Source organism: Streptomyces sp. NBC_00539 (assembly GCF_036346105.1).
Lineage (GTDB): Bacteria > Actinomycetota > Actinomycetes > Streptomycetales > Streptomycetaceae > Streptomyces.
Window position 1 is genome coordinate 2,866,011 of record NZ_CP107811.1, and the last position, 14,167, is coordinate 2,880,177.

Here is a 14,167-nt window from a genome sequence, read left to right on the forward strand (position 1 = left end):
CCTTACTTCGCAGCCGCGAGCTCGGCGGCCTTGTCGGCCGCGCCGTCCATGGTGTCCACGCGCTGCACCAGCGGGTGGTTGGCGTCCGAGAGGATCTTGCGACCCAGCTCGGCGTTGTTGCCGTCGAGACGGACGACGAGCGGCTTGGTGACCGCCTCGCCCTTCTCCTCCAGCAGTGCCAGCGCCTGGACGATGCCGTTGGCGACCTCGTCACAGGCGGTGATGCCACCGAAGACGTTGACGAAGACGGACTTGACGTCCGGGTCGCCGAGGATGATCTCAAGGCCGTTGGCCATGACGGCGGCGGAGGCGCCACCGCCGATGTCCAGGAAGTTGGCGGGCTTGACGCCGCCGTGGTTCTCACCGGCGTAGGCGACGACGTCGAGGGTGCTCATGACGAGACCCGCGCCGTTGCCGATGATGCCGACCTCACCGTCGAGCTTGACGTAGTTGAGGTTCTTCGCCTTGGCGGCGGCCTCGAGCGGGTTCGCGGCCGCGTGGTCCACGAACTCCTCGTGACCCGGCTGGCGGAACTCGGCGTTCTCGTCGAGCGAGACCTTGCCGTCGAGCGCGATGACGTCGCCGTTGGCGACCTTCGCGAGCGGGTTGACCTCGACGAGGAGCGCGTCCTCGGCGATGAAGGTCTGCCACAGGGTCACGAGGACCTCGGCGACCTTCTCGGCGACCTCGGCCGGGAACTTCGCGAGCGCGACGATCTCGCGGGCCTTCTCGATGGTCACGCCCTCGTTGGCGTTGACCGGCACCTTCGCGAGGGCCTCGGGGGTCTTCTCCGCGACCTCCTCGATGTCCATGCCGCCCTGCACCGAGGCCATGGCCAGGAAGGTGCGGTTGGTGCGGTCGAGGAGGTACGAGACGTAGTACTCCTCGAGGATCTCGGGAGCGGTCTCGGCGATCATCACCTTGTGGACCGTGTGGCCCTTGATGTCCATGCCGAGGATGTCCGTCGCCCGGGCGACGGCCTCGTCCGGGGTGGCGGCGAGCTTGACGCCGCCGGCCTTGCCTCGGCCACCGACCTTCACCTGCGCCTTGACGACCGACTTGCCGCCCAGCCGCTCGGTGGCCTCGCGAGCCGCCTCAGGCGTGTCGATCACTTCACCGGCCAGCACCGGTACACCGTGCTTGGCGAAGAGGTCCCTCGCCTGGTACTCGAACAGGTCCACGCGCGTCCGTCCCTTGTCTTCAAAGATTCGCAGTGATTCGCGGTTGTCTGCTATCTGCGTGGGCGTGCCGCGGAGGGCAACGTGACGGCGCTGTCACAAGGAAGGCGCACACGGTGACCGTGGACGCGGCATGTCCGTCTCGCAGGTTATCCCCGTGGGACGTGGGTCCCTAAATCACAGGTCGCACCAGAGCGGTGATACCTGTCACAGATCGCCTCACGGTTGAGCTGCGCATTCGTACGATCCACCGACTGGCGGCCGCGGGTGCGGGGCAGGGACGCCGGGCGCGGCGGGGGCGTTCACGGGACGGGCAGCGGCCGCTTCTCCAGGGCGGCGGCCATCACGTCGGGGAAGAGGTCGGGGGTGCAGGCGAAGGCGGGTGCGCCGAGTGCGGCCAGAGCCGCCGCGTGCTCGCGGTCGTAGGCCGGGGCGCCTTCGTCGGACAGGGCGAGCAGGGTCACGAACTCCACCCCGGCGGCCTTCATCGCGGCGACCCGCTTGAGCATCCCGTCGCGTATCCCGCCCTCGTAGAGATCACTGATCAGGACCACGACGGTGTCGGCCGGCCGGGTGATCCTGGACTGGCAGTAGGCGAGGGCCCGGTTGATGTCGGTGCCGCCGCCGAGCTGGGTGCCGAAGAGCACGTCGACGGGATCGTCGAGCTGGTCCGTGAGGTCCACGACGGCGGTGTCGAACACCACCAGCCAGGTGGCGATCGTCCGCATCGAGGCGAGCACCGCCCCGAAGACCGAGGCGTAGACGACGGAGGCCGCCATCGAACCCGACTGGTCGATGCAGAGGATGACCTCCTTCTTCATGGACTGCGCCGCCCGGCCGTATCCGACCAGCCGTTCCGGGACGACGGTGCGGTACTCGGGGAGGTAGTTCTTGAGGTTGGCGCGGATCGTCCGGTCCCAGTCGATGTCCCGGTGACGGGGGCGGCTGATGCGGGCGGAGCGGTCGAGGGCTCCGGTGAGGGTGGCGCGGGTACGGGTCGCGAGGCGCTCCTCCAGCTGCCGGACCACCTTGGCGACCACCGTGCGGGCGGTCTCGCGGGTCGTCTCCGGCATGGCCTTGTTGAGGGAGAGCAGGGTGCCGACGAGGTGGACGTCCGGTTCCACCGCCTCCAGCATCTCCGGCTCCAGCAGCAGGGAGGACAGGCCGAGCCGCTCGATGGCGTCCCGCTGCATGACCTGCACCACGGAGCCGGGGAAATACGTCCTGATGTCCCCGAGCCAGCGGGCCACCTGCGGCGCGGACCCGCCGAGCCCGGCCGACCGCTCCCCCGTCCTCTTGCGGGAGCCGCCGCCGCTCTGGCCGTACAGCGCCGTGAGCGCGGCGTCCATCTCCGCGTCGCGGCCGGAGAGCGAGCAGCCGGTGCCCTCGCCCTCGCCTCCCCCGAGCACCATCCGCCACCGCCGCAGCCGCTCGCCCGCGTCCGTCGGCCGTCCCGTACCGGTCTCCATCTGTCCGTCCCCCTCGTCCCGTGTCCTGAGCCGCCCGGCCCCTCGCCGGCGGCGCCTTCGCCGTGCCTTCTGCTGCGCGGCGCCCCACGTCAGTCCGCTCCCACCCCCGCCCCGGCGAGCAGCATGCGGACCACGTCCGCCACCGCGTCCGCGCGGACGGGGTCCAACTCCCGGCCGAAGCCCTCGGGGGCCGGGCCGGGCCCCGCGGTGCGCGCCCGGGCGGCCGGTCCCCGCCGGACCAGTTCGCCCAGGGCCCGCTTCACGCCCGGCTCGTACGCCCCGAAGGTCCGCCGCAGCAGGGGCAGTACGTCGACGAAGGCACCCGCCGGCACCGACACCAGCCAGGCGTCGATCAGGCCGAGCAGCCGCTCGTCGTGGACCAGCAGGGTGCCGCCGCCCGCGCTGCCGCCGGCGAAGCCCTCGATCCAGCCCGCGGCGTCGGCCGGGGTGGCCGCCGGGGACAGCGCGAGCCCCATCAGCCGCGCCGTCTCCTCGGGCGGGAGCCTGCCGTCGTCCAGGAGCAGCCGTACGGCCCGGCCCCTGATCAGCCCGGGCACGGTGTCCCGGCCGGCCAGCGTCCGCAGCACCGCCGCCCAGCGCTCGCGCAGCCCCTCGTCGGCGTCGGCCAGCAGGGCGATCGCCCCGTGGACGGCGTCGACGTGCCCCCGTAGCTCCGCCGCACCGTCGGCGTCCGCCCCGGCCGCGCAGGCGGGTGGCAGGGCCACGCATATCCGCTCCGCGAGCCCGGCGGCCACGGTGGCGAGCGCCTGCGCGTCGGTGCCCCGTACGTCCCCGTACCGCAGCGAGCGGGCCAGCGCGGGCAGCGCCTCGGCGAGGCGTGCCACATCGGTGTCGAGTGCGGCCCGGTCCGCGAGGGCCCGCAGTACGGCGGGCAGGGCCTCGGAAAGCCCGGCCAGGAGGCACTGTTCGGCCAGGGCGGTGACCTCGCCCAGTTCGGCGGCGTCCGCCGCGAGCGCCTCGGCCCGGGCGGTGGCCGCCCCCAGGACGGTCGTGCCCCAGATCCCCGCCTCCGCGACCCGCACCGACAGCTCGGGCTCCCAGCGCAGCCGCCACGTCTCCCGGAACGTGCCGGTGCTGCCGCGGGAGGCGGTGGGTACGCCCCAGTCGATGCCGAGCAGCCGCAGCCGGTGCAGCAGCGAGGACTTGGCCGCGTCGGTGTCCTTGCGCAGGTCCAGTTCCAGCTCGCGGTCCTGTGCCTCCGCCTTGAGGCGCAGGGACCGCTGTCTGCGGGTGAGGTCCCGCTGGAGCGGTACGACGGGCGCCGCGTCCGGGACTTCGCCCAGTACGTCCCCGACCACCAGGCGGTCCTCGATCAGGGCGAGCGGTATGTCGGAGCCGTCGCACATGACCGCCCGTACCGCTTCGAGGGTCTCGGTGAGGCCGGGCACCGGCCGCCCCCGCACGGCGGCGAGGGTCTGCGCGAGCCGTACCGCCTCTATGACGTGGGCGGAGGAGACCTGCCGGTCCTCCTCCCGGAGCAGGCCCGCGACCTTGGTCAGCCAGCGCTCGACGGGCCGGTCGCGGGCGGTGAAGAGGTGCGCGTACCAGCCGGGCGAGGTGATGCCGGCGCCGTATCCCCCGGCGCGGGCGAGCCGGCGGTGCGTCCAGGGAACCCAGGTGGTCTCCACCTTGATCTTGGGGAGTCCGGTCAGCAGTGCCTTGTCGGCGGAGGCCGTGGCCGGGGCGCGCAGGGCCGGGACGTGCCAGGCCCCGCAGACCACGGCGTAGCTGTCGCCGAACTCGCGGCGGGCGGCCCGCATCCGCTGGCGCATGTACGCCTCCCGCACCAGGTCGCGCGGGTTGCCGCCGCAGCCGTACGCCTCGCGCAGCGCGCCCATCGCTTCACCGAGGGCTTCGAACGCGGCCAGGGGGTCTTCCCGTACGGCGTCACGGTGCTCGACGACGTCCTCCCACCAGCGCTCGGGGTCGTCGTACCCGGCGCTTTCGGCGAGCACCGCGAGCGGCTCGACCCGTACGGAGTCGGGCCGCTCCTCCTGGTCCTCGGTCACGGCCAGCGAGTGCGCGGCGGGGAGGTCGATGAACCGGACGGGCACCTCCCGCTCCTGGGCCCAGCGGATGGCGGCCCACTCCGGGGAGAACCCGGCCAGCGGCCAGAACGCGGCCCGCCCCGGATCGTCCGCGGCGTGGGCGAGCAGGGCGACGGGCGGTCGCATCTGCGGGTCGGCGGCGAGCGGCAGCAGCGCGTCCCCTTCCGGCGGCCCCTCTATGAGCACCGCCGCCGGCCGGACTCGGTCCAGCGCGGCCCGCACCGCGCGGGCGGAGCCCGGTCCGTGGTGGCGGACCCCCAGCAGGAGGGGTCCCCCGGTGCGCGGGTTCATGCCGTCACCTCCCGGCAGGCGCGGTAGAAGTCCTTCCAGCCGTCCCGCTCGCGGACGACGGCTTCGAGGTACTCCTGCCAGACCACCCGGTCGGCGGCCGGGTCGCGGACCACGGCACCGAGGATGCCGGCCGCCACGTCGGAGGGGCGCAGGACGCCGTCCCCGAAGTGGGCGGCCAGGGCCAGGCCGCCGGTGACCACGGAGATGGCCTCGGCGGTGGACAGGGTGCCGCTGGGTGACTTGACCTTGGTCCGGCCGTCGCCGGTGACCCCGTCGCGCAGCTCGCGGAAGACGGTGACGACGCGGCGGATCTCCTCCAGGCCCTCGGGCGCCGCCGGCAGGTCCAGGGCGCGGCCCATCTGGTCGACGCGGCGGGCGACGATGTCGACCTCGGCGTCCGCGGTGGCGGGCAGGGGCAGCACCACTGTGTTGAAGCGGCGGCGCAGCGCGCTGGAGAGCTCGTTGACCCCGCGGTCACGGTCGTTGGCGGTGGCGATGAGGTTGAAGCCGCGCACGGCCTGCACCTCCTGGCCGAGCTCCGGTATGGGGAGCGTCTTCTCGGACAGGACGGTGATGAGGGTGTCCTGGACATCTGCGGGGATACGGGTGAGTTCCTCGACGCGGGCGGTCATGCCGTCGGCCATGGCCCGCATGACGGGGCTGGGGACGAGGGCTTCGCGGCTGGGGCCGTGGGCCAGGAGACGGGCGTAGTTCCAGCCGTAGCGGATGGCTTCCTCGGGGGTGCCGGCGGTGCCTTGCACCAGGAGGGTGGAGTCCCCGCTGACGGCTGCGGCGAGGTGCTCGGACACCCAGGTCTTCGCGGTGCCGGGGACTCCGAGCAGGAGCAGCGCGCGGTCGGTGGCCAGCGTGGTGACGGCGACTTCGACGATGCGGCGCGGACCGACGTACTTGGGCGTGATCACGGTGCCGTCGTCCAGTGTGCCGCCGAGCAGGTAGGTGGCGACGGCCCACGGGGAGAGCTTCCAGCGGGTCGGGCGGGGCCGGTCGTCGGCGGCCGCCAGGGCTTTCAGTTCGTGTGCGAAGGCGTCTTCGGCGTGCGGTCGCAGTGCCTCTGCGCGGTGTTCGGTCTCGGGCGTGCTCATGGTCCCCCTCCAATGCTCGGCAGCCGCTTCCGACTGCTGACACCACGGTGCACCACCCCACTGACAACGGCCTTCGCTGGAGGCGTCGTTGCAGGTCAGGGCGATTGTCAGTGGGGGTCTCTACGGTGGGACACATGACTGAGCAGGGGGTCCGCTGGACAGCGGAACAGGTACTGGCTCTGGCTCCTGACGATGCGTCGCGCAAGGCGGGGGGCAAGCTGGGTGGGGCGGGTCCGTGGTCGCAGACCGGAGGTTCCGCTTCCGGTGCGGTGTGGGGGTTGTGCAAGGGCAGCGGCAAGACGCCGTACCGGACGGTCGTGGATCTGACGGGCCCGGCGTACAAGTGCTCGTGCCCGAGCCGGAAGTTCCCGTGCAAGCACGCGCTGGGGCTGCTGTTGCTCTGGGCAGCGGAGGGGGTGGGTGATCCGGCACCGGAACCGGAGTGGGCCGGCGAGTGGCTGGCGGAGCGGGCGGCGAAGGCGGCCCGGCCGGCGGTCGCCAAGCCGGTGGACGAGGAGGCGGCCAGGAAGCGGGCGGAGCGGCGGGCGGCCCGGATCGGGGCGGGGGTCACCGAGCTGGAGCAGCGGCTCCTGGATCTGCTGCGGGGCGGGCTCGCCGGCCAGGAGCAGGCGGGGTACGGGGCGTGGGAGGAGACGGCGGCCCGCATGGTCGACGCCCAGGCGCCCGGACTGGCCTCCAGGGTAAGGGAGTTGGCGACAATACCCGGTTGCGGCCCCGGCTGGCCCGCCCGGATGCTTGAGGAGTTCGCGCTGCTGCACCTGCTCGACCAGGCCTGGCTGGGGGTGTCCGGGCTGCCGGAACAGCTGGCCGCGACGGTGAGGACCCGGGTGGGGCTCGCGCCTTCGGCGGAGGGCGAAGCCGTCCGGGACCACTGGCTCGTGCTGTCGCAGTACGACTCGGTGTCCCCGGACGGCCGGCTCATCACCCGTCGGATATGGCTGCGTGGGCTGGCGGGCGGGCGGCCGGCCCTCGTGCTGGACTTCGGACCGCCGGGGCGGCCTCCGGGGCTGGCGCTGCCGGTCGGACTGGTATTGGAGGCGGAAGTCCGCTTCCGGCCCGGTTCGGCGGGACTGAGGGCGGATCTCGGGGAACGGTGTGCGGCGGCGGTGCCGGGCGGGCGGGCGCCGGTCGGGGTGAGTGCGGAGGCGGCGCTGGAGGCGTACGGTGCCGCACTGCGGGAGGACCCCTGGCTGGAGTCGTGGCCGGTGGTGCTGGGGCCGGTGGTTCCCGTACCGGGTGAGTGGGGCTGGCAGTTGGCGGACCTGGAGGGGACGTCGGCGCTGCCGGTACCGCTCGCGGGGCCGGGCGGCAGGTCCCGCTCGGGACTGTGGCAGCTCGCCGCGGTCTCCGGCGGGGGGCCGGTGACGGTGTTCGGGGAGGTCGGTCACCGGGGGTTCACGCCCCTGACGGCCTGGCAGCCGGATTCGCCGGAACCGGTGGCGCTGGTCTGACGGGTCGGCGCGACCGGCGCGGGCACAGCAAGAGGCGGGCGACGCGGGGGAGCGTCGGCGCTGGGGAGGGAACGGCGGCGCGGGGGCGCCGTCGTGCAGGACCGAGATGAGCCGGGGGGCTTCGATGAACGACAACCACGCCAGCTGACGCGCGATTTGAGACGACATTTCACCATTGTGCTCCGGTCCCGCGGAGGGGGCGGGACCGGAGCACCGCACGGCACGACACGAGGGAGGGGTCCGATGGAGACGGCTGGGGCGGAGCGCACCGGACGCACGGCGCACGAGGGACACGCGGGGCAGCAGGGGCAGGAGGCGTACGCCGACTGGGACGGGCTGGTCGGTGCCGCACTGCTCGGCACCGAACGGCGCCGGGGCGGCTCACCTCGGGCGCTGTTGGACGAAGCGGCCGTCCAGACGCTGCGGCGCCGGGCCGGGCTGCGGCCCGCGCAGGCGCAGGAGCGCCCCGAGCCGGCGCCGCGCGATCCGCGCCCCGAACCGCCGGAAGCGGCCCGGCGGCGGTTCACGCAACTGCTGGCCGGCCGCGGCGCGGGCGGCTCGGGCGGGCGGCGGGGGGCCGCCCCGGATCTGACGGAGCTGCTGCCGCAGTGGCTGGCCGCCGCCGTACGGCACGGCTACCGCGCTCCGGCAGCGCTGGCCCCGGCGCTGCTGGACGCGGCCAAGGCCCGTACCGACCTCCGGCCGCACGCACTGGCCCTGGCCGGGAGCCGGGGACTGTGGCTGGCCCGGCTGAATCCGGACTGGCGGTTCGCGCTGCGCGGCGGCGCGGCCGGCACGCCGGAGCTGCCCGGCCCGGAGGACCGCGAGGGGGTCGAACGGCTCTGGCAGGAGGGCCTGTTCGCCGAGCGGGTGGCTCTCCTGGGTGCCGTACGGGCGCACGACCCGGCCGCCGCGACCGCCCTGCTCACCACCACCTGGACCGCCGAACGGGCCGAGGACCGGCTGATGTTCCTGGACTCGCTGAGGGTGGGGCTGTCCGATCTGGACGAGCCGTTCCTGGAGGCGGCCCTGGGCGACCGCAGCCGCAACGTCCGGGCGACGGCGGCCGAGCTGCTGTCGGCGCTGACGGGTTCCGCGCTGGCGGGGCGGATGGCGGAGCGGGCGCTGGCCTGCGTGGGGCCGGAGGGGATCGACCCCCCGACGGAGTGCGACGCGGGGATGCTGCGGGACGGCGTGGTCAAGCGGCCGCCCGCGGGGCGCGGGGAGCGGGCCTGGTGGCTGGGCCAGCTGGTGGAGGCGGCTCCGCTGTCCCGCTGGCGGGAGCGGTTCGGGGGGCTCGACCCGGCGGCGATAGTGGCCCTGCCCGTGGGCGACGGCTGGGCTGAGGAACTGCATGCGGCGTGGTGCCGGGCGGCGGTGCGCCAGCGTGACCCGCAGTGGTCGAAGGCGCTGCTCGGCTCGGCCTCGGCCCCGCCCGCGGCCGGCCCGGGCACGGCGTCGCTGGCGGAACGGGCGAAGCTGCTGTCGGTCCTGCCGGACGGGGAGCGGGCCGAATGGGTGGCGGAATTCGTACGGGCACACGGGCTGTCGGAAGCGTTCCAGCTGCTCGGGGTGTGCGTGGTGCCGTGGGCGGGGGCGCTGGGCCTGGCCGTGGTGGACGCGCTCGACGCGGCCCGGCAGGCGGGCAGCTACCCGTGGAGCTTCAGCGGGGTGATGGGCCTCGCGGAACGCTGCCTGGACCCTGCGGACGCCTCACGGCTGGAGGCCCTGACCAGGGCGCCCGGGGACACCGTCGAGGTCTCCCCCGGCGCGGCGGCGTACTGGGAGGAGGCCTTCCAGCGCCTGGCCTCCACCCTCCACCTCCGCGCGACCATGCTGGCGGAGCTGACACCGCCGTCCTGAGCCCGGCCGCGCCCGCGCCGGGCGGGGTACGCCACCCGGGCGGGGCCCGCCACCGGGGCGGAGCACCGGCCAGCTCAGCACCGCCGGGCACTGGGCCGCCGGGCTCAGCACCGCCGGGCCCAGGGCCGGCGGCTCAGTGCTGGCGGACGTTCGCGTTGACCCAGTCCACGATCGCGGTGGTGGTGGCGCCCGGAGTGAAGATCTCCGCCACGCCCTTGTCCTTGAGGGGGGCGATGTCGTCCTCGGGGATGATGCCGCCGCCGAAGACCTTGATGTCCTCCGCGTCACGCTCCTTCAACAGCTCCAGCACCCGCACGAACAGCGTGTTGTGGGCGCCCGAGAGGATCGAGAGGCCGATCGCGTCGGCGTCCTCCTGGATCGCGGTGTCCACGATCTGCTCGGGGGTCTGGTGGAGGCCCGTGTAGATGACTTCCATGCCCGCGTCCCGCAGCGCACGCGCGATCACCTTGGCCCCGCGGTCGTGGCCGTCGAGACCCGGCTTGGCCACCACCACACGGATCGGACCGGTCACACCCATCGCACTGCCTCCCGAGTGAACGAACGTTAAGTACAGCATCGCGCACCAGCCCGTTTCACAGTCAAGCAGGAGGGGGAAATCACACAGAGGGAGCGTGGAGCCACTGCCACTGGTTCACCGCCCCCACCAACTGGTTCATGCCGGCGGATACGCCACGGTGGAGCCGCACCGAGTCGTCCCGCCACCGCGCCGTCAGCCGCACGGCACGGAGGCGGGCCGTCGGCGGTACGGCCCAGTACCCAAGAGGCCCGGAGGCCGCCATGGGGCTGTCGATCACGCCGATATCCGTACCCTTACCGCTCGCCGCCTTCCGGTCGCCGGCGGCCCTTCGGGCAGCCGTCCTGGAGGCGGTGGTGCTCAGCGGGCACCTGCTCCTGTACCCCACCGGGGTTCTCGCGGAGCGGCTCGCCGCCGACACCGCGGCCGGGGCCGCCGGGCAGCGCCCCCCGGTGCTGCTGCTGCACGGCTTCACCGACAACCGCTCGGTATTCGTCCTGCTGCGCCGCGCCCTCGCGTCGGACGGCCTGCGCCGGGTGGAGACGTACAACTACTCTCCGTTCACCCGCGACCTCCGCGACACCGCCCGACAGCTGGCCCGTCGTGTCGGGGAGCTGTGCGAGCGCACCGGGCAGGAGCGGATCGACCTGGTCGGCCACAGCCTCGGCGGCCTGGTCGCCCGGTACTACATCCAGCGGCTCGGCGGCGACGCCCACGTGCGCACCCTCGTCACGCTCGGTACCCCGCACGCCGGCACCATCGTGGCGCCCTTCATGGACGCCCACCCGCTGGTCCGCCAGATGCGGCCGGGCTCCGAGGTCATGGCGGAACTGGGCGCACCCGCTCCGGGCTGCCGGACCCGTTGCGTGGCCTTCTGGAGCGAGTTCGACGGGCTGATGTCGCCGCCGGGGACGGCCCGCCTCGACCACCCCGACCTGATCGCCGAGAACGTGCTGGTCACCGGCATCGGCCACCTGGCGCTCCCGGTCCACCCCACCGTCATCAATGCGATCAGGCGCACTCTGGACGCCCCGCTCGCCCGCCCGTCGTCCGGCACCGACGGTGCCGAAGTGCGCCGCATCGCCATCTGAGGTACGGGCAACGCCACACGGCGCGGAGTCGAACGCATATCGAACTCAAGGCCAAGGCTCGGTGTTCAGTCGACCGAAAGACAGCCGAATGCCCGGTTCCCGTGAGGCCGAAACCCTTCGAAGATTGTCGTCGCCAGTAACCGCCGGGTACAGTCGCGCCACTGCTCTCCTCCGGGGAACCTCTCATTCCCCGGCCACCCAGGCCCCCACTGCCGAGGCGAAAGAGAAGTTGGTGAACGACCGCCCCTCGTCGGGCCAGTACCCCGAAAACGGGTACGACGGCCTCTCCACCACCACTTTCGCTGGTGACCAGGCCTACGTTTCCTATGAAACGCAGGGCCAGGGCTACAACTACGGTGCTTCCGCGGCGTATGACGCCTACGGTTCGTACCAGTCGACCGGCACCTACGACGCCACCGCGTGGACGGGCCAGGAGAGTTACCTCTCCACCGTCCCCAGCCAGGCCATGCCCGAGGACACCACGGGCCAGTGGGACGCCAACGCCTGGAACGGCGCGAACACCGCCGAGTACCAGCCGACTTCCTTCGGCTACGAGTCGGCGGGCGCCGAGCAGACCGCCGAGCAGACCGTCGACCAGACCGCGCAGTGGAACACCTTCACCGCGTACGGGCAGCAGGACACCGGCGCCTACGACGCCACCGCCTGGAACACCGGCCACGGCGACGGCGGATACGACGACACGTCGCTCCACGCGGCCCACCACGGCTACGAGACCTACGCGTACGAGGCGACCAGCGTCGTCCCGGTGGTCATGCCGGAGGACGGCGCCCCTGACACCGCAGGTCTCCACGCCGATACCGCCGATACCGCCGACATCCACGCCGCCGAGACCGCCGTCTTCGAGGCCCTCTCCGACGATGACGCGCCGGAGCCGTCGGCCGGCGTGCACGCCATGGCCACGCAGACCATGCCGGTCACGCCCGGTGCGACGCCGGCTGAGCCGCGCGCCTCACGCCGGGCCGGGAGCGCGAAGAGCGGGAGCGCGAAGAGCGGGACCGGGAAGTCCGGCAGCGCGAAGACGAGCGGCGCGAAGTCCGGCAACTCCAAGGCTTCGGGCGGCAGTAGCCGTCGCCGCACCCCGGCGAAGCGTTCCGCCCTCCTGACCGTCGCCGTTCCCTCGGCCTGCGTCATGGGGGTCGCGGGAGTCGCGGCCGCCTCGGTCGGCGGGCTCACCGGCACCGACAAGCCCGCCCAGGACACCACCACGATGGCCGCGGCCGACCCGGCCTCGGTGAAACCCGTCGCGGCGAACAACAAGCTCGACACCCAGCTCACCGCCCTCAGCGCGGACGCCGGCGACTTCGCGGACCGCGCGAGCCGCACCCAGGAACGCCTGGACCTGAGGCAGCGTCAGGAAGAGGAGAAGAAGAAGCGGGCCGAGGAGGCCGCGGCCAAGGAGGCCGCCCGCCCCAAGTTCGCCATTCCGGTCACCCAGCACGGCCTGAGCGCCGGGTTCGGGCAGGCCGGCGGCATGTGGATGTCCGTGCACACCGGCATCGACTTCCCGGTCTCCTACGGCACTCCGGTCATGGCCGCCACCGACGGCACCGTGCGCACCCAGTGGAACAGCGCTTACGGGAACATGGCCATAGTGACCTCGCCCGACGGCACCGAGACCTGGTACTGCCACCTCAGCAGCACCAAGATCCGGTCCGGCAAGGTCAAGGCCGGTGACGTCATCGCGTACTCCGGCAACTCCGGCAACTCCACCGGTCCGCACCTCCACTTCGAGGTGCGCCCCGGCGCCGGATCGCCGATCGACCCCCAGGCGTGGCTGCGCAGCCACGGTCTCGACCCGACGTAAGCGCGGGTCCCGGTCCCCGCCCCCGGCAACTCCGTAGCTCAGCGCTCCCTGCCTCAGCGCTCCCTGCCTCGGCACACTCCGCCTCGGCCCGCTGTTGACCCTCGACTTGGTCCAGGGCCCACAGTCCCGGGTGTGGAGAACGAGATGCGCAGTATCGGCGAGATGGCCCGCGACAGCGGACTGGGCGTGAGCGCCCTGCGGTTCTACGACGGCGCCGGCGTTCTGGTACCGGCGCGGGTGGATCCGGTGACCGGCTACCGCTGGTACGGCCCGGAGCAGCTCGAAGAGTCCCGGTTGCTGGCCCGGCTGCGCCGTACCGGTATGCCGCTGGCCGACATCCGGCTCGTCCTGGCCGGATGGTCCGGCAGGGACACCGACTTGGTACGCCGGCTGCTCCAGGCGCATCTGCGCCGTCTCGAACTGGGGCTGTCCGACGCCCGCAACGAGTTCTCCACGATCCGAGCGCTACTCGAAAACAGGGAGAACCCGATGGCTTCGCTCCACACCGCCCCGATCCGGCTGACCGTCTCCGCACCCGAACTGGCCGCCGCCCTGGACGCGGTGCGCTTCGCCGTCGGCAGCGACCCGGAACTGCCGGTGCTCGGCGGCGTCCTGTTCGACATCGAGGGCGACGGACTCCGTGTCGTGGCCACCGACCGGTACCGGATGGCTGTCGCAGCGGCCCGTACCGCCGGCCACGGCGGCCCCCGAGTGCAGGTCGTCGTGCCGTCCCCGCTCGCCGACGCGATGCGGGCGCTGCTCGGTGACGACGCCTCCGCCGAACTCACCGTGGACGCAGACCGCGTGGCCCTGGAGACGGCGGACCGTGAAGTGGCCGGCCGACGCCTCGACCACGACTTTCCCGACTACCGTCGCCTCGTTCGCCTGCCGGCGGGCCGGCGGGCCCTCGTCGACGTCCCGGCCCTCCGCGAGGCGGTGGAAACCGGCCCCGTCCGCGCGGGCGTGGTGCGGGAGCCGGACGGCGTGCCCTGCGAGCTGACCGTGCTCAAGGTGGCGGCCGACGGCGTGGTCACCGTGTGCGAAGACGGTGACGACGACCGGGACCAGGTCGCCGTCAACCGCGAGTTCCTGCTGCACGCCCTCGCCGCCGGAGCCCGGGACCGGCTGGTCCTGGAGTTCGGCGCGCCGACGGCGCCCCTGGCGATCCGCCGGAGCGACAGCGAGGACACGTTCTCCCTGCTGATGCCGTTCCGCCTGGACGACTGACCCGCGCCTCAGGGTCCCCGGGTCCCGTGGAGCCGGGGACCCGG

Annotated in this window: 10 protein-coding genes; 5 read left to right on the forward strand and 5 right to left on the reverse strand. The window is 73.2% G+C overall.

Translation table 11 applies throughout. The features are described from left to right. Positions 1-2 precede the first annotated feature (2 nt). The 4 genes from sucC to OG861_RS12575 all read right to left on the reverse strand — a co-directional run bounded on the left by sucC (position 3) and on the right by OG861_RS12575 (position 6,110). Positions 3-1,181, reverse strand: a complete 1,179-nt coding sequence (gene sucC, locus OG861_RS12560) for an ADP-forming succinate--CoA ligase subunit beta (RefSeq protein ID WP_329197633.1) — start codon at positions 1,179-1,181, stop codon at positions 3-5. A 299-nt stretch (positions 1,182-1,480) separates the two neighbouring features. Beyond that, positions 1,481-2,647 (reverse strand): VWA domain-containing protein, encoded by a 1,167-nt coding sequence (locus tag OG861_RS12565; RefSeq protein WP_330261706.1) that lies wholly within the window; start codon positions 2,645-2,647, stop codon positions 1,481-1,483. Positions 2,648-2,736: 89 nt separating this feature from the next. Then, positions 2,737-5,007: a DUF5682 family protein gene (locus OG861_RS12570; protein WP_329197629.1), complete on the reverse strand. Its 2,271-nt coding sequence runs from the start codon at positions 5,005-5,007 to the stop codon at positions 2,737-2,739. After that, positions 5,004-6,110, reverse strand: coding sequence for an ATP-binding protein (locus OG861_RS12575; RefSeq protein ID WP_329197627.1), 1,107 nt, complete (start codon positions 6,108-6,110; stop codon positions 5,004-5,006). Before OG861_RS12575 ends, OG861_RS12570 begins: the two co-directional genes overlap by 4 nt. A gap of 134 nt (positions 6,111-6,244) precedes the next feature. On the opposite strand from OG861_RS12575, the gene OG861_RS12580 reads away from it, so the two are divergent. Beyond that, positions 6,245-7,582 carry an SWIM zinc finger family protein gene (locus OG861_RS12580; RefSeq protein WP_329197625.1) on the forward strand — a complete coding sequence of 446 codons (1,338 nt, stop codon included), beginning with the start codon at positions 6,245-6,247 and terminating at the stop codon, positions 7,580-7,582. Positions 7,583-7,825: 243 nt separating this feature from the next. Continuing rightward, positions 7,826-9,445: a DUF5691 domain-containing protein gene (locus OG861_RS12585; RefSeq protein WP_330261707.1), complete on the forward strand. Its 1,620-nt coding sequence runs from the start codon at positions 7,826-7,828 to the stop codon at positions 9,443-9,445. A gap of 133 nt (positions 9,446-9,578) precedes the next feature. On the opposite strand, the gene OG861_RS12590 is transcribed toward OG861_RS12585, so the two are convergent. Continuing rightward, positions 9,579-9,983 (reverse strand): cobalamin B12-binding domain-containing protein, encoded by a 405-nt coding sequence (locus OG861_RS12590; protein ID WP_329197621.1) that lies wholly within the window; start codon positions 9,981-9,983, stop codon positions 9,579-9,581. Between the two features lie 260 nt (positions 9,984-10,243). Between OG861_RS12590 and OG861_RS12595 the strand changes: the two genes are divergently transcribed. The 3 genes from OG861_RS12595 (at position 10,244) to OG861_RS12605 (ending at position 14,123) form a co-directional block, all read left to right on the forward strand. Continuing rightward, on the forward strand, positions 10,244-11,071 hold the full coding sequence (locus tag OG861_RS12595; protein WP_329197619.1) for an alpha/beta fold hydrolase: 828 nt from the start codon (positions 10,244-10,246) through the stop codon (positions 11,069-11,071). Between the two features lie 88 nt (positions 11,072-11,159). After that, a complete protein-coding gene (locus OG861_RS12600) occupies positions 11,160-12,896 on the forward strand; it encodes a M23 family metallopeptidase (RefSeq protein ID WP_329197617.1) in 1,737 nt (578 codons plus the stop codon). 144 nt (positions 12,897-13,040) lie between these two features. After that, a complete protein-coding gene (locus OG861_RS12605) occupies positions 13,041-14,123 on the forward strand; it encodes a DNA polymerase III subunit beta family protein (protein ID WP_329197615.1) in 1,083 nt (360 codons plus the stop codon). Positions 14,124-14,167: the final 44 nt, after the last annotated feature.